Here is a 23,882-nt window from a genome sequence, read left to right as displayed (position 1 = left end):
TTTTGTAATTTTACAATTTATTATTAACTAATCTGCGTTAACAATTAAGCGTACTTATCCTAAAAACAACACATTATCCCTTCAAAGCGAAGTAAGGCACCGCGACCTGTTGCCCGTTCACCACCATTGAGATATAGCCTTGCGGTTGAGACGTCTCAACCTGATCTGCCGCCAAATGCCGGGATTTAACCAGTAAATCACCCTGCTCATTGGCGCCAATGCCTGCCTTACCGTTATGCAGGGAAAAACGATTTGCCGCGCGCTGCGTCGTATCGCCTTGCGGTGGGTTATCTGCCCCCATATGGCTGTCGAAGCGGGCGCACTGTCCGGTGGCAAAACGGTCTTTAGCGGTGGTTTTGATCAGCACACCCGCCGCACCCAGCCAGCCTTTCAGTTTTACGAAGACTTTGGTATTCGCATCTTGGGCGGTGGTGTACATCACATCCGAAATCGGGCTGCTGCCCTCGGCGTGCCAACTCGCTTCAAATCCATGCACTTTACGCTGGAGAGTGATGAAAGCACTGCCCCCGGTATTTCGATCGTTGACGACGTCTTTCAGCGGATCTTTAGTGGTGCCGTTACTGAACTGAGACTGGCCGAACACTTCTATTTCCCAGCTATCACCCACGTCCGGCGTGTGAATATTTCCTAGCTGAACCCATTTTTCCTGATTGCTGTGATTTTCAAGGCGGAAACGGGAAGTCAGGTAGGTGTACTTCATGCTGCCGTCGACAGCGATGCCGTAAGATTCAACACGAGTGGAGCCGCGCTCGAAGGTATTAAGCCATTCGTCGCCCACCTGAGAATTATCAATCCAGCTGCCTGACTGAAGGTTAGTCTGACGCATATTGAACCGGCAGAAGTGGGCAATCAGCGGATTTTTACACCCTTCAATACTTAGCGCATCGACGATCCACTGGCCATTAGAAATATCGCCAGGGTAGTCGCAATGTTCGATCCAGCCATTATGAATGATTGATTGCGTACAGCGGGGTAAATTCAGCACCTTACCCTGCTTACAATGTTGAACATTGAAGTTTGACAGTTCGATGGCAGTACTGTGATCCCAGTTGCCTTTTTTGGTTAATGACCAGGTGGCTTTGATCACGTCACCGGTACATTTGCTGGCGTACCACTGGTCAATTTTACAATCGAGGGTGTCAATCAGGCTCAGTGAAACGCCCCCGACATTGATAAAGCGCAGAGATGAACCGCGGAAGTATTGTCCGGCAGGACAAGTGTTATGGAAAAAGCCCTGCGTGTTTGGACGATCGTCACACTGGCCATCGAAACTGATGTTACTGATCTCAACCCAACGGGCATTTATTTTGAACAGCGACTCAGATTTTCCATCAGAAACGAGTGTCGTTGCCGGGAAATAGCCAAAGTTGACTGGAGCACCGGCAAGACGGAAGAAGCGGATATATTTATCGGCGATATCAAAAGAGGAGATAAAGAAAGTCCCGGCCGGGAACTGGATTGTCAGTCTTTGATTGTTATTTTGTGCCCAGTTATACATAGCAACAACGGCTGGCAAACTGTCTGTTTTTCCATCCGCTATGGCCCCGAAATCGAACAGGGTAATGCGGTTAAGATCGTCGCTGACACGACGCCAGTGGAAACCTTTATCAGACGAGGCAATATAGCCACTGTCATCGCTTGCCGCAGTCAAAGAGCCGACGAACGCGCCGCCACCGGTTTCAGCACCGTTATGCCAGCCCTTAAGACGCACTTTTGCCCCTTCAAAAAGCGGGCGAGTCTGACGCAACGCGTCGAATGATTCAATTTCACCAATCAGCTGATAGCCTGCAGGCTGCGCAAGCCGTCGGCTGAATTCAGCCCCGCCATCATTCTTGACGTCGGGAACATAGAAGAGCTGCTCATCACTGTCGTTATGCAGCGCCATAGAATATTCGCTGTCGGACCATAAGGCGCCCTTCTGGGCTATAAACTTTTTCAGTGTCGCGCTGTTCAGGGAGATAGGCTGCTGGATCAGCCCAACGTCGCCGTTGGCATTTTTAAAGAAAACGTCAACCAGATTCTGTGGCTTGGTCGGGTCGGTGCCCGCTTTGCCGATATACAACTTTCCGTTGAAGTCACGCCAGAACTGCTCAGGCATGGTAAACACATCATCAGGCGAAAAAATCGGAACGTCACTTTTGGGTATGGCATCTGCCGGTACTTTCTTCAGCTTTACCTGATCCAGCTCTTCGCTACGCGCGCTGAGGGGTAAGGAGCTTAAAGCCGCGGTTGCTACGATAGATGAAAATGCGGTTCGGATTAATTCTCTGCGTTTCATACATATTTCCGTGATTAAGTGAATGTATTTGTACTGAACATCCAGAAGTATTTGCCAATTCAGATACACACGGATTAGCTAGTATTAACTTATCCTTTACGGTCTTTTTCGTAGAGAAATCTCATCACTTTTACTGGCATGACGCGTGTCGAGGTACGGATCAGAAAATAAAGCGTGCCATTGATGAGACTGGTCTGCTTAAGTTTCATTTTGAGGCTGTAAAGTTGGATTTCACTTTTGATATAGGTCATTCCGCGACGCTTATCGACCATGTCGCTACCCGCTCTGACCTTCATCAGGATGTCATGCAGGTTAGCCACCGGGTAACCCAGTGAAAGCATTCTCAACCACAGGTTATAGTCTTCCATAAACAGGTGATGCTGGTAGCTTCCAGCCTCAATCACTTTATCCTTACGGAAGACGACACACATATGATTGAAGGGGTTTTTCATTCTGGCGAAATGACGGATTTCGTCATTGCCAAGGGGGAGTCGCTTCAGTCTTTCATTGCCATGTTCATCAAATTCAATCACTGCCGCGCCTAACAACGTGACGTCAGGATGCGCCTCCATATAGGGAATTTGCTTTGCAAAGCGCTCTGGCAGGCAGATATCGTCCGTATCCATGCGGGCAACGATATTGTGGGTACAGCGCTCTAGTCCGGCGTTCAGCGCCTTGCCTAATCCGATATTTTTAGCCAGGGGGAGAACAATAATCGGCAGCGTCTGCGCCCATTTTTCCACAACGGCTTTCAGGTCATCCCCGACAGGGCCGTCGTAGACCAACACAATTTCATCAGCCAGCAGGGTCTGCTGCTGAAGACTTTGCAGGCACTGCTCCAGATTTTCTGCTTTTTCTCGGTTATAGAGCGAAATAAGGACTGAAAACATAGTTTTTTCTTCTTCTTAGTTCAGGATGTCATTCCACTTTTGCAGGATCAGCTGCGGCCCGTAATTTTCTGAATTACGCCAGGCCGCCTGCGCGAAGGCTTTTCTCTTCACTTCATCGCCAATAAGCCCGTTAAGCTGAACAACAAAATCGTCATTATTTTGATAATCGATGACGTAGCCATCGTCTTTAATGACTTCGGCAGGCCCGGTTTTACAATCGAAAGCCACTGCGGGTAAGGCAAAATTCTTCGCTTCGATTAACACCATCGGCAAACCTTCGTAGCGTGAAGTCATGATAATCAGGCCAGCCGAACGGTAATATTCATTGATCTGTTTGCTCGGACTGACGATTTCAGTGCTGTCTTCAAGTTGATAGCGTTTAATTTTTTGCAGCAGGTCGGCCTTTTCTTCACCATCGCCGACGATCTGAAGTTTCCAACCCTGCTTATTAACCTTCTGCCAGACGTCGAGCATACGATCGAAATTTTTTTGATAGGTCAGTCGGCCTACAGCGAGAACCTTATTCTGCTTTTGGTCGAACATTTCATCGAAGCTAATGCCGTTATTTTCACTGTGGAACGGCGAAATATTGCGCATTACATGCACATTTTTAACCCCGTACTGACTCTCGAGATACTGTTTATCATGCTCGGTCAATACCGCAACTTTATCTGCCAGTCGGTAGCAAAACACTTTTAGTTTACGTAAGGATGAACCAAAAGTTTCAATTGAAACGTGGTCACAGCAAATGAGCTTCGATTTAACCCCAAAGAGCTTCAATGGCAACAGAGACTGTACCGAGAGCTTACCCATTGAGATGATCATAATGCCGTCGTGCCTGACTTTTTTGGCATAGCGGACAAACTCAAGGAGCTTCAAAACACGGACGGATGATTCAGCATACCGAATTTTCACTTTGGCGTCGGTTGGATAATATGGCGCGCCCTTTTTCAGTGAGAACAAAGTCACATCATAATTATTGTTGCTCATGAGGCTGGAAAGCGTACTGGCCACCCGGTCGGTACCCCCACTGTTCGCAATGCCGTCGATGAGAATTAATAACTTGTACATTTAAATCATCCTGTTAATAAATTCAGCCCAGAGCACCAGGGTTTATATCACTCTTTACCTTTCCGACTTTAGCCAAAAATTCTAAAGACCGGTGCAACGCTATACCCCTGAATGGACTGCACAGAGAGAAGCGTATTGTAATATAAGTAATAGGATGTCAGGCCAAACAGCAGCGCGAAGTTAATCAATATATTTCGTATTCTGACCATGGTATAGGCAAGCAATAATGGCTCCGTATGCAAGAAAAGATTCCCTACCCTGCCGCCGAAAATAGTAAAGTCGGAGAAGGTAATACGGATTGCTGCGCCTAACGTATAGGTAATCAGCAAGATATAGACCAGATGATCTTCTTTCTTTATCCCGTCACGGAAGTAGTAAATCGTGAACGCGAAGATAAAGGCTATATTTTTCAGGTTGGCCAGCCCAAAGACCGGCGCCGCAGCATCAAAGTTTGTTCCGCTATAGCTGGTTGCTCGTTCACCCAATCCCGGTACGATACCCAATGAATCGAGGAACAACTTCTTACCACCAATCAGACCCAGCGGGATGGAGCAGCACAGCATGAACAGCGGAAGATACTTTCTTTCCCGCAAAAACAGGAAAGGTAACACCAGAATAATGGTATATCCCGTGGCGTGCGACTGTGTGCTCAAAAGGAAGAACAGCGCGGCAGCCCAATACTTTCGCGTAGCGAGCGTACAGACAAACGCAACGGCAAACGCACTGGATAACCCGAACCTTATTTGGTTCATATCCTTGTTGATAAACAGGTGAGCAGAGTATAAACAAAGAGAAACGAGCAGAAGCGGTGAATATTTTTTATAAATCCAGGCATTTGTTGTGACCGCAATCAAACAAATCAGGAACAGGAAGTAGTAGCTTTCTTTGGTGATTAACTGGAAGGCCCAGGCAAGCACCATAAACAGCTTTTCATAACGATAGATATCAGTGATGGCGTCGTAATGCGTCACCTGTAACTGAGAGTAAAAGTCATGATAAAAACCGAGGTATTGATGATCATCCATACCGGAGTTGAAACCGCGTATGCCGCCAAAGAAGATCAACAACATCGTACAAATGAAGAATAAGAAGACCGTAAAGCGTCTGATCCGGGTGTCATTCAGTTGATTAATTGCTGCTAATTCAAAAATACAGCATGCCATAATGCTGTAACTTATTATCCAATATATTTCCATCTTATTCCGCCAGTTTTATTATTCTAATTGGTCTGTTTTTTTGAAATTCGCTCTGAGAGCTTTTGTTTTATTCGACCAATGAAATAATCGCGATTGCCTTTGTTTGTCAGGAAGAAGTATTGTGCAAAACTCAGGCTTGCATGGAGTACTTTGCCATCCATTTTATATCGCAGTGGCAGCTTATAAGCTTTGTAAGTGTAGACATCACGCTTACTCAGATAAGGACTCATGCTTTCCAGCCAGAATGTAGAATATTTGACCGATTCACCTTTGTGACTTGAGTTGAACGAACTGGTCATATGATAGTTAGCCAACGGCTGATCGATCATAATGAACTCAAACCCATTTTTATCGGCGCGAATACAAAAATCATAATCCTGATGACGAATAAAGCGGTCATCGAACTTCACTTCCGCAGCATGTTCACGCTTCAACACAATGGTGCTGGTCTGAATGAATCCGTAGCAACCAAACAAATATTCAGCAATGCTTTCTTTAGTTGAAGGCAGATTCAGCGGCATCACTTTTAAGAAGGTACCGTCCTGAATGATATTCACCTGGCTGTAAAGTACAAACCGGTCTTTACCCTGGGACAGTAACTGCGTAATTTTTTTAGCGCTTTCAAGCAGCTTGTCCTGATGCCATTCATCATCTGCATCAAGAAAGCACACATAGTCGCCGGTAGCGAGATCGATACCTTTGTTTCTGGCCCCTGCTCCGTTCAATTTGATCTGTGATAAAACCAAATTTATTGCCAGTTCACTGTATCGCTCGCTGTTTACCACTTCAGCAAGCTTTTCAGCATCAGCAGATTTATCATCAACAATGATTACTTCAAAGTTTTTATGGCTCTGCGCTTTCACACAGTCCAGCGTAGTGACGATAGATTCTGATGCATTATAAGCAGGAATGACGATAGAGAAGAAAATATCCTTCATTGCAAGGCACCTTTTAAACGTTTCACAAAACAGCCTGAAATAGTGGAAGCTTTAAATGCAGAGGAACTCGCAGCTTTTGGCTGAAAGTTCCTCTTTTTAGACATTAACTTTTGCTGTCGCCTTTATAGCTGTAGTTATAGTAGTCATACCCATAACCATAAGCATTAGCGGCTTTACGCACCACGGCGTTGAGGATCACGCCTTTAATATCAATCCCGTTCTGCGCGAATCGCTTGTAGCTGATATCCAGCTCTTTCGTGGTGTTGGTTTCAAAACGAGCCACCATCAGCGAGGTTCCGGCAAGCTTACCAATAATGGTTGCGTCGGTTACTGCCAACACCGGTGGGGTATCGATCAACACCAGGTCATAGTTTTTACTCGCCCACTCAAGCAAGACATTCATGCGGTCATGCATCAGCAACTCAGACGGGTTTGGCGGTACCTGACCACGTGGAAGGAAATCAAAGCCAAACTCACCGCGGTGAATAAGCTGGTCGGAGAACGGTGTTTTACCTGACAGGACATCGGACAGACCCGTTTTGCTGTGCACACCAAGCAACTCGTGGGTATAGCCACGACGCATGTCTCCATCGATAAACAGAACTTTCTGACCGGCATTCGCCAGCAGCGTTGCCAGGTTAGAACAGATAAAGGTCTTACCGATTCCAGGGCTTGCACCGGTGATCATCAGAATGTTGTTTTTCGCTTCCATCATCGCAAAGTGCAGGCTGGTACGCAGGCTACGAATGGCTTCGATAGAAAGGTCGGTCGGGTTACCCAATGCCAGCAAGGTATTGCGTGGATCGGCCTTGGTCTTCAACCCGCCCTTCGCCAACGCTTCAGCATCTTTCTTACGCTGCCATTCGGAAAGCGGCACGCTCGCATACACGTTCATGCCCATCTCTTCCAACTGGTCCGGGCTTGAAATGCCGTGGTGGAACAACGCTTTCAGCAGAACGAAACCAACCGATACCAGCAGGCCAAGAACCATGCTGGCCAGAATGATCAGCGATTTCTTAGGCGCAACAGGTTTTGAAGCCGTAGCCGCATGGTCAACAATACGCACATCACCAACCGTACTGGCTTTGCTGATGCTCAGCTCCTGCTGGCGGTTCAGCAACTGCATGTAGATTTCCTGACCTGCCTGAACATCACGCGTCAGACGCACGATATCCTGTTGGGTCTGCGGCATGCCGCCAATTTTCTGGTTCAGCTTTTTCTGCTCATCCAGCAGCGTCTGGCGTTTTTCTAACAGCGCGCGGTAAGTAGGGTGATCTTTGGTGAAGAGCTGAGACACTTCAGCTTCGCGGAACGTCAGTTCGTTTAACTGGCTCTGAATGTTGACGGAAGAGTCCAGTGCAGACTTGGCCTCCAGCGACATATCAACAGAGTCATTCGCGCGGCGGTAGGTGTTGAGCTTATCTTCGGCTTCATCCAGCTTGCCACGAACCATTGGCAGTTGGTGCTTCAGGAACTCAAGGCTCTTTTCTGCTTCCTGGGACTTGTTCTGCACGTTCTGCAGAAGATAGTTGTTGACCACGGAATCCAGAATCTGGCTGATCAGCACCGGGTCTTCGCCGGTATAGGCCAGCCCCATTACGCCAGTATCTTTGCCCTTATCCGCCACGGCCAGGTTATCCACAACCATTTTAATGGCTGCCAGTTCAGACAACTTAGTCACGGTGAAGGTCGTGCCAGGCTCAGCATCCACTCCGCTAACCAGAATTGAGACGTCCTTCTGCTGCTCAAACTGACCAGTTTTCCCCTTGAACAGGTCATCACCGTCTTTAGAAACGGTGTAACTGTCCGGACCATCGATAGTGATAGTCAGAGATTTTTCGTCCCAGGCCGTCGGCAGGGTCAGGCGGGAAACCGCCACATGCTCCGGCTTATTCCCCATCAGGCGCGACAGACCCTGACCAATAACGGGCAGGAAGTCCTGCTGAACCAACACGTCCAGACCTAAATCATCGACGGTCTTACCCACCACCATACGGGACTGAATAATCTCAACTTCCGTTGCCGAAGCCGGTTGACTAGGCAATTCAGCCAGCTGATTCAATACGGTGTTCGGGCTTTTTTGCTCAACCTGAACCAACGCATCAGCACTGTAAATCGGTGTGGCGAACAAGCTGTAAAGCACGCCCAACAGCAGGAAGAAAGACGTAACGGCTACAATAGCCCAACGATGGTCAATCAGTTGCCCCATGAGATGCGCCAGATCCCATCCATTGGAATCCTCTTTGAGCGCTGAAGGTGACTTACTTTTCATATTCATTGATATTCTCAGCTATCGGCTTAATGCGTTGACCCATTTCTGGGCAGCGTTTTCGAGTATTCCGTACACGGCTTCAAAGGCTTCGCGGCTTTTCTTATAGGGATCCGCTATTTCCTGTTGGTTAAGCCAGTGGCCAAATAACATGGTCTTGCCACGTACGGAAGGGTTGATGCGGTTGACCAAATCAACATGTTTCTTTTCCATCACCAGGATCAGATCATAATCCCGGCACATGCCCGAGGTCAGCTGTTGGGCAACGTGCCCATCCAGAGAGACCCCGTGTTGATCGGCAACGCTGCTTGCTGTCCCATCGGCCGCCTCGCCCACCATGGCACCAAGCCCGGCTGAAGCGATTTTTTTATCTGGCAGTGACGATTTGAGTAACCGCTCCCCGGTGGGAGAGCGGCAGATGTTTCCGACACAGACCACTAAGATTGAATTAATCATAATGTTCCCCGGCCATTACCAGTTATGAATGGTTTGTACGTTACGTGTTGCATCGTAGAGGCCGTTGATAGTTGGGACCAACTGCGAAATAACGCGGTTCCAACGAGTCAGTGGCGTAGAGGTCACGTAAACGATGTCATAAGGTTGCAGCTGGAATTCTGAGCCCATCACCATCGCCGAAGCATCTTTGGTATTTAGCTGATAAATGTTGGCAATCTTTTTACGATTCGTTCCTGAGATCTTACGGATAACGAAGACTCCGGTAGCATCTGAGGTTGTCTGATCCATTCCCTGCGCATTACCCAGCGCTTCAGCCAGCGTCATGCCGCTACGATCCATTTTCAGGGTAGCTGGCTGCTTCACTTCGCCCATCACAAAGACTTTCAGATCGTCGTTGCGCGGAACGTAGAGAATATCGCCCGGATAAAGCAGATGGTTCTGGGACAGGTCGCCATTTTGCATCAGCGCCTGCAGAGAAATAGGGATTTCCTTGCCATTGTGCGTCAGCACAACGTTACGCCAGTCAGCGTTAGCGGTCAGGCCGCCGGCCGCGTTAATGGCATCAAGGATAGTCAGAGGAACGTTGGTGATCGGCTGCTGACCTGATGTGGTCACTTCACCGGTCACATACGTTTTCTGTGATTTGAACGAAGCGATGCTGACATCAACCTGCGGACTTTCGATGTACTGCGCCAACCGATTAGCCACTTCATTACGCACTTCCTGAACCGTACGACCCGTTACACGAACGCGTCCGATATAAGGATAGAAGATGGTGCCATCAGAGTGAACCCAGTTACCGGTGTCGCTGGCGCTACGATACTGGCCAGCAGGCGTGGTCAACTCTGGGTGGTCCCAGACGGTAACCGTCAGTACGTCGCCCACACCAATACGGTAGTCATAACTTTGTAATTCATTCTGCAACGCTGGATTAGGTTGCGCTACGACCGGTTTTGGTCGCATTTGCTCAACCAGACCAGGCGTCATAGGAAAGACGTTGACGTATTTATCAATATCGAAGTCGCTGTCCTGCTGCTTAATGACATCTTTGCCGCTGGTGGAAAGTGAATTACCCGGAACGACGGTACATCCGGAAAGGAGTGCTGCAGATACCAACAGGGGTATCAATTTCGTTTTGATTGTGATCATCTGGTTCTTCGCTATCAGTAAATTGATTGATAGTGGCGAGTCCGCCGCTGTGTAGCGTCATGCAAAATGAATAAGGTGAAGCAACTGTTCAAACACTGTAACTGTCAGTCATTATCTTTAACTCCCTATCCTTTTTTATGTCTTGCCGGATTGATTAAAGCCGACGCTTAACATTCATCAAAAAAAAGTTTGTTTAGCTCGCAAGTCAATGACAGTTAGCAGTCAAAAGACACTTTTGAATACCGGGGCGAGCCGACAAATCTCGCCCCGTTTTTGACGGGACAACGCCCCTGTCAATAAGCCCCATCGCGTTTCAAAACAACACCAACCGTTTTGAAAAGAATGGCGATATCGTTCCACAGTGACCAGTTCTTTACATACCAGGAGTCAAAGTAAACACGAGTTTCGTAATCGACATCATTACGGCCACTTACCTGCCACAAACCGGTCATACCAGGTTTAGCCATAAAGTAGTAATCCACATCACCCGCGTAGCGCTCCAGCTCATCTTCAATTACCGGACGCGGTCCAACCAGACTCATCTCGCCACGCACCACGTTCCACAACTGCGGCAATTCATCCAGACTGGTTTTACGAATAAAGTGACCAATTCGAGTAATACGCGGATCATTTTTCAGTTTGAAATCTTTATCCCACTCAGCCCTGGCAATGGGGTCGGTGCGCAGGACTTCCTCCAGCACTTCTTTGGAGTTGACGCACATAGAGCGGAATTTAAGGCATTTAAATTTACGGCCGTTCATCCCTACGCGTTCATGACCATAGATTGGGTTGCCACCATCACGGGCTACCATAAAGATCAGCGTAGCGAGGGCTGGCATCAACAGGGTGATGATGCTCAGCGCACCCACGATGTCGAACATGCGTTTAACGATGCGTGAAGTACGTTTCGCCAGATTATTACTGACTCGCAGGATCATCACCTCATGGCTGAAGATATATGCCATATCCGTGCCATAAAGTGGAACGCCACGTAAAGAAGGTATCACGGAAACGGAACGGCAATTGTGTTTCGCCAGATTTTTTAACCACACATCGCGGTACTGACTCTGCTCGTACTCAACAGCAACAATGAACTGGGTATCGCCGTTCACCATCTGCCACAACGAATTCTCTTCGCGAACAACAGGGATACCAAACAAGGCTGGTGCTGGCGTAGTACCATCAACATCGTAGAAGGCAACAACATCAAAACCCATCACCTCTTCGCTTTGCAGCGCCAGATAAGCCTCTTCCGCGTTTTTGCCGCTACCGATAATAATCGTCTGGCGTTTCCACATACCGTAGTGGTGGAGAACACGCTTCACAATGGCACGGCCAACTGGAATTAAGATTAACGCCAGAATCCAGGTTGTGACCCAAATCCAACGGGACATTTCCCATTTTGACAACGCGGTAATCGACAAATCAATGACCGAGAATATCAGGATAGTTCTGAAGATCTCTTTTAACTCAAACCAGAAAGGCTTGCGGTAAGTATAGTGGCGCTGGCGAACCCAGAACCAAAAGATACAGACCACAGACAGAATAATATGTGTCGCTATTTTAAGCTGCAGGGCTTGCAGAGAAATATCATCCAGCAGATTTCCTGGTAATGCATTAATCAACAAGATTGCAATGAATAAAGAGGCATTAAAGAAGACTAAATCTGAAAGAGCCAGTGATAGTTTAATTAACAACCCTTTAAAGGTGAACTCTATATCGCGCATAGTTAACTCTTATTTTTTCTTCGGAAGCCTGTGATTTATTAATTTCCACCACTGAAAATAATTGCGTGTTTTTTACTCACGTCATTTATTACACAGGAAACGTATTTGGGAGTCGTGTTAAAGGTCATCGTAACTGGCAGAGCGGCAAGAGAATTGACATGTAAAATCAACAACAACGGTAGTGTTACCCTGGCTTGCCATCCCGTTACTGGTCTGGCACGCTACCGCCCCTGGCTTGTAGCTGCCAATGCGCTGTAACGCTGCTTTACCTTGTTGTTTTTATCCTGTCCTCTCCGGGCTCAGGCTAACGTGTTTGCCGTCTTAACGTGTTGCTGTTCACAAAAAAAGAGATTAAGACGCCGTTACCGCGCAAATTGCGTCATTAACGCAGACATTTACTAACACGTTGCTATACTAGTTATTACTGGCCTGTTTACAAGAGGCTGTCCCCGCCCGCACTGTCTTTTAGGATTAAGACTACCTTTCGTTCCAGTCTATACCTTGCATGCTCTCTCTCCCCTCTGGATAAAATTCAGATTTATTCGATCGATTAAGATTAATCCTGACCAGAATGTGTCAGCCGATAAGTATCCTCGAATTCCTGAGTGCAACCTATGCGAATAGTCTTGAAAACTCCGGCCCGGAAATACTCCGGATTTATCTTAGTAAATTCATTTGATGATTATCCCGCCAGTGACGATAAACTGAGCTTTCACCTCGACTGACTCTTCCGATTATTTGTTGAATCGCTGCGAATTCACTATCATCAACTTCCATGTTTCAACCTTTGCAGGTGCTTGTGTCATGTTCGAATTGATCGCCGATCCCTCTATCTGGGCTGGACTGGTCACCCTTATCGTTTTAGAACTGGTTCTGGGGATTGATAATCTTGTCTTTATCGCTATCCTGGCAGAGAAACTCCCCCCTGCCCTGCGCGATCGGGCTCGTGTTACCGGCCTGCTGCTGGCGCTGGTGATGCGTTTGCTGCTGCTTGCCTCTATCTCCTGGCTCTCCTCCCTGACTTCGCCCCTTTTCACCCTTATCGGGCACCCTTTCAGTGCACGTGACCTGATCATGCTGACAGGCGGGATCTTCTTATTGTTCAAAGCCACCATGGAACTGAATGAGCGGCTTGAAGGAAAAGATGAGGATGAAAACCCACAAAAGCGTGGCGCTAAATTTTGGCCCGTTGTCGCGCAAATAGTGGTCCTGGACGCGGTGTTCTCGCTGGACTCGGTCATCACTGCGGTTGGCATGGTGGATCACCTGCCGGTGATGATGGCAGCAGTGATAATTGCTATCTTCCTGATGCTGCTGGCCAGCAAACCATTAACAAGATTTGTTAATGGACATCCGACTATTGTGATCCTCTGTCTTAGCTTCCTGCTAATGATTGGTTTCAGCCTGGTGGCCGACGGTTTTGGTTATAACATTCCAAAAGGCTACCTTTATGCGGCGATTGGCTTCTCAATCATCATTGAAGCACTGAATCAGCTGGCGCAATTTAATCGTCGCCGCTTCCTCTCTTCCAGCTCTCCATTAAGGAAGAGAACGGCAGAAGCCGTGTTACGTTTATTGCGCGGGCACCACGAACAGGCCGAGCTGGATGCACAGACTTCGGCTCTGGTCGCCGACAATATTGAGAGTCAGGCCATTTTCAATAAGCAGGAGCGCATGATGATTGCGCGAGTGCTCGGCATGGGGCAACGTACGGTCAGCAGCATCATGACTTCCCGGCATGATGTGGAACATGTCGATCTCAGTGAGCCAGCCGAAAAAATCCTCTCGTTGCTCGACCAGAATCAACATACCCGCATCGTGGTGACCGATAACAGTGACGACCCGTTAGGCGTGGTGCACGTTATCGATCTGCTGAAACAGTCTCTGCACGGTAACAGTCTGGATCTCAGGGCGTTGATTCGCCAGCCGCTGGTGTTCCCGGAACAATTAACCCTGCTGCCAGCACTGGAGCAGTTCCGCAGCGCACGCACCCACTTTGCCTTTGTGGTGGATGAGTTTGGGTCGGTCGAAGGTGTGGTGACACTGAGTGACGTGATGGAAACTATCGCCGGTAATCTGCCGAATGAAGGGGAAGCCATCGATCCCCGCTACGACATTCAGCAAAATACCGATGGTAGCTGGACAGCCAATGGACATATGCCGCTGGATGACCTGGTGATGTATGTGGAGTTGCCGCTGAATGAGAAGCGGGAATATCACACGCTGGCGGGTTTACTGATGGAGCATATGCAGCGGGTGCCGCAGCAAGGGGAAGAGATTCAGGTGGGTGACTTCCTGTTCCGTACCTTACAAGTAGAAAGCCACCGCATCCAGAAAGTGCAAATCATTCCGTTAGCGGTGGCTGAAGAGCCGGATTACGAAGTGTGATGCACTTCCCGGCCTGGCCTACATGTCTTTCAGCAATTTCTGCACTGAACTGTTTTTATCGCTGCTCTTGTTGCGATCCGACCACTCTTGCAACCGTTTTTTCGCTTCATCCTGCAACTGCTGGCGCAGCACCTGATCAACCTGCAGCGAATAATTCAGTGCGGACCATGGCCCGTAAATACGCAATGGAACCGGGGTATTTTGCAGGCGTTTTACCAGCTCATCATCACCCTGCCAGCCGCGAGTGACCGTTACACCGAAGGTCAGATCCGCCTGCTGGTTAGCCAGGTTGATTTGACCTTTGCCACTGTAATCCAGCATTGAGGAGCTGCCTTCTAATCCAGGGAAGGTCAGCAAGCCATTATTGAGTGAAGCGTTACCTTTGATCTGCTGCAGATTACTGCCTTTAGCGGCATCCGCCGATCCCCGCACCCGATTGCTGTTTCTTTCCACCGCACGCTGGATCATCTGCTGGAAGTTCAACCCGGCCATCTGGGCATTCGCCAGGTTCAGCTCAGCCTTACCCTGCCAGGACTGCTTAAAGGAAGGAACCGTCAGGCCTGAACCGGTAAAGTTCCCGGCCAGAGAAAGATCGCCGCTCAGGGAAGCCGGTAGTGCGAAAGCTTTAAGCAACGGCGTAAGGGCAATGTTCTTTAACTCAGGCTGCAACTTAACAATCGTCTCAGCTGAGCGGACATCTACACTGCCGGGGAGCGAGAATTCACCGTTGCCGGCTTTGCCGTTTAATGCCGCAAGCGTCAGCAACCCTCCGTTGCTGGAAGCACGAAGATTGACCTTGTCAAAATCCATCCCCCGCCAGCGCATTTTATCCACCGTCAGCGCAATATTACCGTCCATCGCATTGAGCGGAGAATCGGCATTATCCCGCTCAACAGGATGCGAAATCACCGGGCCTGGCGCAGAGCGTTGTGCCTGAACCGTCTGACCGCCATCGGCAGTATCAGGTTCGAGACCCAATAACGAATCCATATTCAGTAACGGCGAATGCAAATCGACATTCAACGTTGGCCGCATGCCCAGCATGCCGCTGGCGCTGCCATCGAGCTGGCTGTCATTGGCGCTCAGCGAGAGATTTTTCAGGCTGAACGCCTGAGTGTTTGCAGCCCAGTCGGCCTGCATTTTCATCTGCCCTTTCAGCCCTTCTTTCGGCAAGTCCGCACCGGTCATCTGATAATCGAGCTGATTGATAGCGGCTGAAAGATGCTGAGGATAACGGCTGACGTCTACATCGCTATTGAGGTTGAGTAACAATTCGCGCTGATCGCGGTTGATACGGCTGCTCAGTTCAATGTGCGCCAGACGCTTTTTATCCTGTGAAAGCTGAAGATTGAAGTCACGAAGATTAAGCTGCTCGCCATTAATTTGTTGCCAGATCAGCAAACTGTCGGCAATCCGCAGCTCGGCGATATCAAACTTCCACCCTTTGGTTACGCCTTCGTCCGGGTTACTGCCGCCCGGGCCGACAGGCGCATTCGCCGGTCGCTGTGCTTCACTGTCCGGAGTCAGGTTGAACACCGCCCCTTTCAGCATCACTTGCTTAACCGACAACTGGTGGGAAATAAGAGGAAGAAGACTGACATCAAGACGCATATTGCTGGCAGAGACCACCGGCTGTTTGGCTCCCGGTGCGGTCAGGGTCATCTGGCCAGAAAGGATGCTGAGCTGCGGCCAGACATGCCAGCGCAGATCGCCCTTCAGCGCTAAACGGTAACCGCTGCGCTGCTCAACCTGCTGAGCCATGTAACCGCGAAAATCGTTGGGATTAACCAATAACACCAGCGCGGTCATTCCGGCCACAATTACCACCAGCAAAATGGCCAGCGTGGTAATAAATCGTCTCATGCCTTCCCCTTATTCCCGTCACGATCACCCGGCGGCAAGACGCTGACGAGCCAGATTGTTCTAATCTTTGTCTATCCTGCTGGCGTCCGCGCCCTGCTGCCCTTTGTATTTGGCATCGACACGACGGTTATAAGGCCGTGCAGCGGGACCGGAAAGCGGCTCAAAACTCAGGGCACCGATCAACATGCCAGGACGCAGTGCCAGAGGCAGCTTACCTGAATTATAGAACTCCAGCACAATTCGGCCCTGCCAGCCGGGATCGATGCGGTGAGCCGTAACGTGAACCATCAGCCCAAGACGCGCCAGCGAGGAGCGCCCATCCAGCCAGCCTACCAGATTATCCGGCAGAGTGACGGACTCCAGCGTAACGGCCAGCGCCAGCTCGCCAGGGTGCAGGAAGAACGCCTCGCCTTCTGGCAGCACAATCTCATCACTCATCACGCGGTCGAGCGCGGCGCTGACTTCGTCCTTCGGGCCACTAAGGTCGATGAAGGCAGCGGTGTGCCCACTAAAGGTTCTGAACTGATTGCCCAAACGGACATCAACGGTAGCGCCATTGATGCGTTCAACGGGTGGGCGTGGCGTAATGTCGAGCTGGCCATTGTCCAGCCAGGCTTCAATATCGCGGTCGCATAATCTCATGGCGTGGATCCCTGTCGGCTATTCGAAGAATTGATTGATCTTGGCCTTCAGAATATCGATGGCGATGCGGTTTTTTCCGCCGCGAGGCACGATAATGTCAGCGTACTGTTTGGACGGTTCAATGAACTGCAGGAACATCGGACGAACGGTTTTCTGATACTGCGCCATGACCGAATCCATCGAGCGGCCACGTTCATTCACATCACGCTTCATACGGCGCATCAGACAGATATCCAGCGGCGTATCAACGAAGATGGAGAAGTTCATCTCCTGGCGCAGACGGGCATCGGTCAGCAACAAGATGCCTTCCAGGATAATGACTTTTTTCGGCTTTAGCTGAACAGTCTGCGCAGTGCGGGTATGATCCACATAGCTGTAGACTGGCAGGTCGATAGCTTCACCGGCCTTCAGTTTCTGCAAATGTTGCAGCAACAGGCTATGATCCATCGCGCTGGGGTGATCGTAGTTAGTTTTAACCCGCTCATCCATGGTCAGATGACTCTGGTCTTTGTAATACGCATCCTCGGGGATAACGCCAATATTTTCATCGCCTACCCGCTCGCGCACTTCGCGATACAGAGTACTGGCTATGAGACTTTTTCCCGAGGCGGATGCGCCGGCGATACCTACGATGACGCACTGGTGCGACTTGTCAGTCATAAAATTAAAGACCTGATTACTGGTTGTCTGAGACAAAGGAGAGGACGATTTCGCGCGTAATTATAAGGATTTCGGGCAGTTGATGCCAGAAAAAAGCGCGCAATTGCTTTTAGGACTTTCCCGTTAGCCGCGCCTGGCAATGCTGGTTAAACTGGTAATAATGAGACCAACCTCACATTTTGAGCCGGGAAGCTAGCGCCTGGGGTGAAGTGGATGATCACCAGATTATCTGTTTCTTCACCCTGTTAAGCGCGGCCCGGCTCGGTTACACAGCAAGAAGGAAACAAGGTGTTCTGGCATATTGTGCATATTTTGACCTATTTCGGTGACAGCATGTTGTTGATCCCAACGGCAGTCATCATGGCCATTCTGATCACCTGGAAAAACAGCGATCGTCGTGCTGTCTGGTACTGGGCGCTGGCTTTTTGTGCCGCTGGTGCGATCGTCAGCCTGTCTAAAATCGCCTTCCTGGGCTACGGCATTGGCAGCGCAAGGTACAATTTCACCGGGTTCAGTGGCCACAGCGCCATGTCCGCTACGCTCTGGCCGGTGATGCTCTGGCTGCTCAGCGGCCGTTTTAAGCCAGCCTGGCGAACTTGTGCGGTGGTGGTGGGTTACCTGATCCCGCTGATGGTGGGTGCCTCCCGCCTGGTGTTAAATTATCACTCCACCAGCGAAGTGATTGCCGGTTTGATTCTGGGCTTCACCTTAAGTACGGCTTTCCTTGTCAGCCAGCGCCGTTCAGAGCTACAGGGATTTTCAACCGCGCAGTTGTGTCTGGCGCTGTTACTGCCTTTATTGCTAATGAGCCACGGGCGTATCGCCACTACTCAGCAATTTCTGCAGCGTCTTTCCGTACAGATTGCCGGTGTCGATCACGCCTGGACCCGCGAAGAATTGCTAAAACTGCGGCAGTAACGCCATTAATCACCCGAAAAGGGCGAGAAACTGTCGGTCAATCGCCCGAATACAGCCATGTTTTGAATTACCACAAGCATTCATAAACGGTTATGTTAGCATCGCTGATGTAACGTGGATTGCGCCTTCGGTTAAGCTAAACCTCCGGCGCCATGCTGGATTTTTGAATGACGACTGACACCCTTTTTTCTCTAAAGCGCACCACTCACCTCTGGCCTCAGGCATTCATGCTTGGCGGCCTGAGTTTTGCGTTAACACTCTTCTGCTTAGAGCTGATTAAAGTCAGCGGTCAGATTTCTCCGCTGTGGTTCTCCACGGCGCTGATGACCATCGTTATCTTTCGCCTGCCTTTCTCTTCCTTACCTTTAACGCTACTGAGCTGTTTCCTTGGCGTCGCTGTGGCCAACGCCTTAGTGATTGGTCCCGATCTCTCCAATGTGAAGTTTCCGCTGATTAACCTGACACAGGCAATCATTGGCGGTTTCCTGCTGCGCGTAATGCTCGATCGCCAGTCACCGCTCGACTCCCTGTTAAGCTGGAGCAAACTGGTGGTGACCGTCTGCGTGTTCACCCCGCTGATTGGTGGCCTGCTGGCCTCCTGGGTGCTTAGTCTGTCCGGGCATGGCAGCTTCCGCTTCTTCTCTACCTGGGTAGTGTCTGAAATGATCGGCATGCTGGCCCTCGGTCCGGTTTGCCTGCTGTGGAAAAACGATTACTTCCAACGCGCCCGGCATCAAAATGCCCTGTTTGAAACGCTGCTGACGCTGATTATCACCCTGCTTTTATGTTACTGCTCTCTGCGCTATCTGCCGTGGCCGTTCACCTTTGTTATCGTGGTGCTGTTTTACAGTGCGGTGCGCCTGCCCCGTTTCGAGGCGTTTGTGGTGTTTCTTGCCACGCTGTCGATGATGACCGTGATGCTGGCACTTGGCCTGCTGGATGGGCAACTCACTACCCGATGGCCGTTGGCCAGTGCGGTCTGGCTGCCGTTCCTGATGGCGTTAATCCCCAGCCATATGATGGCGCTGGTGATGCACTCTTTCCGTGAAGAGAAAAAGCATATTTCGGAGAGTGAAACCCGTTTCCGCCATGCGATGGAGTTCTCCGCCATTGGCATGGCGCTGGTCTCGCCCGAAGGCAAATGGCTGAAGGTCAATAAATCGCTGTGTAAGCTGTTGGATTATCAGGAAAACGAACTGAAAAGAATGGATTTCCAGCAGATCACCCATCCTGACGATCTGCATGCGGACCTGGTACAGGTCAATGCCCTGCTGCTGGGCGATATTGAAACTTTCAGTATGGCCAAGCGCTATCTGCGTAAGGATCAGCAAATTGTCTGGGCACGGCTTACCGTGTCACTGGTTCGGGACAGCGAACAGCTGCCGCTCTATTTTATCTCGCAGATTGAAGATGTTACCGATCTGAAAAAGACCGAAGAGGTCAACCAGCGCCTGATGGAGCGCATCACGCTGGCGAATGAAGCCGGCGGGATTGGGGTGTGGGAATGGAGCCTGATCACCGGAAAAATGAGCTGGGACAAACGCATGTTCCGCCTGTATGACCTACCGGAAAATGGCCAGGCAAACTATCTGACCTGGGCAAACAGCCTGCTGGCAGCAGATCGGCAGATGGCGATAGATGCTTTTGATACAGCGGTAAAAACCTCCACGCCTATTGATATCGAATTCCGCATTGAAACCGACACCGGCATTCGTCATATCCGCAGCCAGGCCAGCATGGTGCTGGATGAAAAAGGTGACGTCGAACGCATGCTTGGCATTAATCACGATGTGACTACGGTTCGCCAGCTGAACAACGCGCTCTATGAGGAAAAAGAGCGGATGCATATCACGCTGGATGCGATTGGCGAAGCCGTGATCAGCACCGATGAAGAGATGCGGGTGATCTTTATGAACCCGGTCGCGGAAAGCTTGACCGGCTGGACGCAGGAAAATGCAGCAGGCAAAGGTCTGAACGATATTCTGCGCATCACCCAGGGCAGGAACGGGCCGCAGCTAGAGAGTCTGCTGCTGTGTGAGCTGCCACAGACCAAATCAACGCCGGATCTGGACCAGGAACTGGTGCTGCATAACAGCGCAGGCCGTGAGTATGATATTCACTACAGTATTACCCCGCTGAAAACGCTGGAAGGTGACAATATTGGCAGCGTGATGGTGATGCGGGACGTCAGCGCATCGCGTGAAATGATGCGCCGCCTGACCTACAGCGCTTCGCACGATATGCTGACCAGCCTGCCTAATCGCGCCAGCTTTGAGCAGCGGCTCAATGCCTTATTACTGTCTGCACCCGTGCTGCAAAAAGAGCATGCGCTGGTGTTTGTCGATCTGGATCGGTTTAAAGCGGTCAACGATACGTCAGGCCATGCCGCTGGCGATGCACTGCTGCGTGAAATCTCCGGCGTGATGCAGCGCCATCTGCGCAGCAATGATTTCCTGGCGAGGTTGGGCGGGGATGAATTTGGCATTCTGCTGCAGGATTGCCCGCTGGATAAAGCGCAGGAAGTGGTTGCGCGGATAGTCAACGCCGTGAACGATTACCCCTTCATGTGGGAAGGCCGGCTGCATCATATCGGTGCCAGCGCCGGTATTGCCCTGATCAACAAAGAGAATCATATCTTCAGCGATGTGCTGGCTCAGGCGGATTTAGCCTGCTATAACGCCAAACATAACGGGCGAGGCCAGCTTGCGGTGTATGACCCGGAAAGACTGCGAACATTGAATCAGTGGCTACTTAGCCACCACGATGACCAGCCGTAGTGCCGCCACTTTGCGAAAAATGATCAAGGGTTCTTGCTCTCCCTGCGGGCCTGGGCTAAAGTCGCCCCCTTTTTTCCAGCTGAGGGGGATAAATGTTTATTGGCTTTGATTACGGGACAGCAAATTGCTCGGTCGCCATTATGAAAGACGGCGTGCCTGCACTGTTGCCGCTGGAGCAAGGTTCGACCTTATTGCCCTCCATGCTTTGTGCCCCAACCCGCGACTCGGTCAGCGAGTGGTTATTCCGCCATCATCAGGTTCCCACGCCGGATGCGGATAATCAGGCCATTCTGCGCCGCGCTCTGGCATTCAACCGCGAAGAAGATATTGAAGTTACTCCGGCCAGCGTGCAGTTCGGCCTGGCTTCTCTCGCCCAGTACATGGCCGATCCGGAAGACGTCTGGTTCGTTAAATCACCGAAGTCTTTCCTTGGTGCTAGCGGACTTAAGCCGCAGCAGGTGGCTTTCTTTGAAGATCTGGTCTGCGCGATGATGCTGCATATCCGCCAGAAAGCGGAACAGAGCCTGGAACAGAGCATCACTCAGGCGGTGATTGGTCGTCCGATCAACTTCCAGGGTCTTGGGGGTGATGAAGCCAACCGTCAGGCACAGGGTATTCTTAGCCGCGCAGCCAGCCGTGCCGGTTTCAGAGAGGTGGAATTCCAGTTTGAGCCGGTAGCGGCAGGTCTGGAGTTTGAAGCAACGCTTAAGCAGGAAACCCGCGTACTGGTCGTCGATATCGGCGGCGGAACCACGGACTGCTCGATGCTGCTGATGGGCCCGGAATGGCATGATAAATCCGATCGTAATGCCAGCCTGTTGGGCCACAGCGGTTGCCGCGTAGGCGGAAACGATCTGGATATTATGCTGGCCTTTAAAGAGCTGATGCCGCTGTTGGGATTAGGTGGCGCGACAGAGAAAGGCATCGCCCTGCCTGCCCTGCCGTGGTGGAATGCCGTGGCGATCAACGATGTTCCTGCACAGAGTGATTTCTACGCCACTGCCAGCAAAAAGCTGCTGCTGGATCTGATCCGCGATGCGCGTGAGCCGGAAAAAGTGAAGCGCCTGTTGAAGGTATGGCAGCAACGCCTGGGATATCGTCTGGTTCGCGCGGCGGAAGAGAGCAAAATTGCGCTTTCTGAGCAGGCCGAAGTTACCACGCCGCTGGCCTTTATTGAGCAGACGCTGGACAGGACGATCGGTGTTCAGGGGCTGGAAACGGCTATTGCACAGCCGCTGGAGCGGATTCAGGAACAGGTGAAACTGGCGTTGGATGCCAGCGGCACCCGTCCTGATGTGATCTATCTGACTGGCGGCAGCGCCCGTTCACCGGTGCTGCGTCAGGCTCTGCAACAGCAGCTGCCGGACATTCCTCTGGCGAGCGGCGATGACTTTGGTTCCGTCACCGCCGGTCTGGCCCGTTGGGCGCAGGTGATGTTCCGCTAGTCTCAGTAGCTGCTGGCTTCTGACAGTTCACGAATGTCGTCGTCGCTCAGTTTGAGCGCGGCGGCTTTCGTTAACTCATCAAGCTGAGCCAGTGAAGTGACGCTGACGATAGGTGCGGTGATACTCGGGCGGGCAATCTGCCAGGCCAGAGCAACCTGAGTCGGTGTTGAGCGGGTAGCTTCAGCCACCTGATCCAGCGCCTTGATGATGCGCAAGCCTCGCTCGTTCAGGTACTTCTCAACAACCCCTTCCCCACGCTGACTTTTACTGGCATCTTCCGGCTTGCGGTATTTCCCGCTCAGGAACCCGCTGGCAAGAGAGTAATAGTTGATCACCGACAGGCCATTATCTTTGGCTACCTGCTCCAGACCACTTTCATATTCCTGACGATCGTAAAGATTATATTCAGGCTGCAGCGTTTCATAACGGGCATAACCGTGATCCTCACTGACTTTCAGCGCTTCGCTCAACCGTTCTGCCGAATAGTTCGAAGCCCCAATTGCCCGCACTTTCCCTTCTTTAATTAGTGCATCAAAGGTCGCCAGCGTTTCCTGTAGCGGCGTATCGCTGTCATCACGGTGTGCCTGATAAAGGTCAATACTGTCGGTTTGCAGACGACGCAAAGAGTCTTCAATCGCCTGGCGGATGTATTTTGGTGACAAGCCCGTTTTGCCCGGCCCCATCTCAATGCCGACTTTGGTCGCCAGCACAATTTTGTCGCGTTTACCGCTCTGCTTCAGCCAGTTACCCATGATGGTTTCCGACTCGCCGCCTTCATTACCCGGCGCCCAACGGGAATACACATCAGCGGTATCAATGAAATACAGCCCTTTTTCCACCAGCGCATCCAGCAGGGAGAAAGAGGTTTTCTGGTCTACTGTCCAGCCAAACACGTTGCCACCAAAGGTCAAAGTGGGAACCTGAATGCCGGTACGGCCCAGTGAACGGTGCTCTGATTGACTCATCATTACTCTCCTGAATATGAAGTGTTTCTCGCGTGACTTTTAGCGTAGCAAACATCTCCGGCTGCGCTTCGATGATTTGTGGCAAAAGATGTGCACGACAGGAATACTTACACCAGCTGAACGGTTATCCTTAATTCCTTCACTTTTGCGGTTGATAAACCCGCTAAAATAGAAAAATTCTGGGCCTCTTTTTTTGGCCCTTGTGGACTACCTTTTGCTACCGGAGAGC

17 protein-coding genes are annotated in these 23,882 nt (G+C 50.5%); 4 read left to right on the top strand and 13 right to left on the bottom strand.

The features are described from left to right. Positions 1-73: 73 nt before the first annotated feature. The 9 genes from WCC56_RS08055 to wbaP all read right to left on the bottom strand — a co-directional run bounded on the left by WCC56_RS08055 (position 74) and on the right by wbaP (position 11,995). Entirely contained in the window at positions 74-2,299 is a 2,226-nt protein-coding gene (locus WCC56_RS08055) for a phage tailspike protein (RefSeq protein WP_424691875.1), read from the bottom strand. Between the two features lie 89 nt (positions 2,300-2,388). Further along, the gene (locus tag WCC56_RS08050) at positions 2,389-3,189 is read right to left on the bottom strand and encodes a glycosyltransferase (RefSeq protein ID WP_424691874.1); all 801 of its coding nucleotides are present in this window, start codon (positions 3,187-3,189) and stop codon (positions 2,389-2,391) included. A 15-nt stretch (positions 3,190-3,204) separates the two neighbouring features. Further along, positions 3,205-4,260: a glycosyltransferase family 4 protein gene (locus tag WCC56_RS08045; RefSeq protein ID WP_424691873.1), complete on the bottom strand. Its 1,056-nt coding sequence runs from the start codon at positions 4,258-4,260 to the stop codon at positions 3,205-3,207. Positions 4,261-4,328: 68 nt separating this feature from the next. Beyond that, positions 4,329-5,456 (bottom strand): EpsG family protein, encoded by a 1,128-nt coding sequence (locus tag WCC56_RS08040; RefSeq protein WP_424691872.1) that lies wholly within the window; start codon positions 5,454-5,456, stop codon positions 4,329-4,331. Between the two features lie 23 nt (positions 5,457-5,479). After that, positions 5,480-6,394, bottom strand: a complete 915-nt coding sequence (locus WCC56_RS08035) for a glycosyltransferase family 2 protein (protein WP_424691871.1) — start codon at positions 6,392-6,394, stop codon at positions 5,480-5,482. A 103-nt stretch (positions 6,395-6,497) separates the two neighbouring features. Beyond that, positions 6,498-8,672, bottom strand: a complete 2,175-nt coding sequence (gene wzc / locus WCC56_RS08030) for a tyrosine-protein kinase Wzc (RefSeq protein ID WP_424691870.1) — start codon at positions 8,670-8,672, stop codon at positions 6,498-6,500. A 12-nt stretch (positions 8,673-8,684) separates the two neighbouring features. Next, positions 8,685-9,119 carry a protein tyrosine phosphatase gene (locus WCC56_RS08025; RefSeq protein ID WP_424691869.1) on the bottom strand — a complete coding sequence of 145 codons (435 nt, stop codon included), beginning with the start codon at positions 9,117-9,119 and terminating at the stop codon, positions 8,685-8,687. Positions 9,120-9,134: 15 nt separating this feature from the next. Beyond that, a complete protein-coding gene (locus WCC56_RS08020; RefSeq protein ID WP_424691868.1) occupies positions 9,135-10,268 on the bottom strand; it encodes a polysaccharide export protein in 1,134 nt (377 codons plus the stop codon). Positions 10,269-10,561: 293 nt separating this feature from the next. Continuing rightward, positions 10,562-11,995: an undecaprenyl-phosphate galactose phosphotransferase WbaP gene (gene wbaP, locus WCC56_RS08015; RefSeq protein WP_424691867.1), complete on the bottom strand. Its 1,434-nt coding sequence runs from the start codon at positions 11,993-11,995 to the stop codon at positions 10,562-10,564. 804 nt (positions 11,996-12,799) lie between these two features. Between wbaP and WCC56_RS08010 the strand changes: the two genes are divergently transcribed. Next, complete coding sequence (locus tag WCC56_RS08010) at positions 12,800-14,383, top strand: TerC family protein (protein WP_424691866.1); 1,584 nt, start codon at positions 12,800-12,802, stop codon at positions 14,381-14,383. Between the two features lie 18 nt (positions 14,384-14,401). On the opposite strand, the gene asmA is transcribed toward WCC56_RS08010, so the two are convergent. Genes asmA through udk form a run of 3 tightly spaced genes read right to left on the bottom strand, consistent with a single transcriptional unit; the run spans position 14,402 to position 17,548 of the window. Then, positions 14,402-16,246, bottom strand: a complete 1,845-nt coding sequence (asmA, locus tag WCC56_RS08005) for an outer membrane assembly protein AsmA (RefSeq protein ID WP_424691865.1) — start codon at positions 16,244-16,246, stop codon at positions 14,402-14,404. A gap of 60 nt (positions 16,247-16,306) precedes the next feature. After that, positions 16,307-16,888, bottom strand: coding sequence for a dCTP deaminase (dcd, locus tag WCC56_RS08000; RefSeq protein ID WP_424691864.1), 582 nt, complete (start codon positions 16,886-16,888; stop codon positions 16,307-16,309). A gap of 18 nt (positions 16,889-16,906) precedes the next feature. Beyond that, a complete protein-coding gene (gene udk, locus WCC56_RS07995) occupies positions 16,907-17,548 on the bottom strand; it encodes a uridine kinase (protein ID WP_013202964.1) in 642 nt (213 codons plus the stop codon). Between the two features lie 288 nt (positions 17,549-17,836). On the opposite strand from udk, the gene WCC56_RS07990 reads away from it, so the two are divergent. The 3 genes from WCC56_RS07990 to yegD all read left to right on the top strand — a co-directional run bounded on the left by WCC56_RS07990 (position 17,837) and on the right by yegD (position 22,688). Then, positions 17,837-18,466: a phosphatase PAP2 family protein gene (locus WCC56_RS07990; RefSeq protein ID WP_424691863.1), complete on the top strand. Its 630-nt coding sequence runs from the start codon at positions 17,837-17,839 to the stop codon at positions 18,464-18,466. A gap of 167 nt (positions 18,467-18,633) precedes the next feature. Further along, a complete protein-coding gene (locus WCC56_RS07985; RefSeq protein ID WP_424691862.1) occupies positions 18,634-21,243 on the top strand; it encodes a diguanylate cyclase in 2,610 nt (869 codons plus the stop codon). Between the two features lie 92 nt (positions 21,244-21,335). Next, positions 21,336-22,688 carry a molecular chaperone gene (yegD, locus tag WCC56_RS07980; RefSeq protein WP_424691861.1) on the top strand — a complete coding sequence of 451 codons (1,353 nt, stop codon included), beginning with the start codon at positions 21,336-21,338 and terminating at the stop codon, positions 22,686-22,688. Positions 22,689-22,690: 2 nt separating this feature from the next. Here the strand turns inward: yegD and WCC56_RS07975 are convergent, their stop codons facing one another. Beyond that, entirely contained in the window at positions 22,691-23,653 is a 963-nt protein-coding gene (locus WCC56_RS07975; RefSeq protein WP_424691881.1) for an aldo/keto reductase, read from the bottom strand. Positions 23,654-23,882 lie beyond the last annotated feature (229 nt).

Origin of the sequence: Erwinia sp., assembly GCF_049696395.1 — a bacterium.
Taxonomy (GTDB): Bacteria; Pseudomonadota; Gammaproteobacteria; order Enterobacterales; family Enterobacteriaceae; genus Erwinia.
The sequence above is the reverse complement of the archived record's forward strand: the minus strand, read 5'-3'. Positions and strand labels throughout refer to the sequence as shown.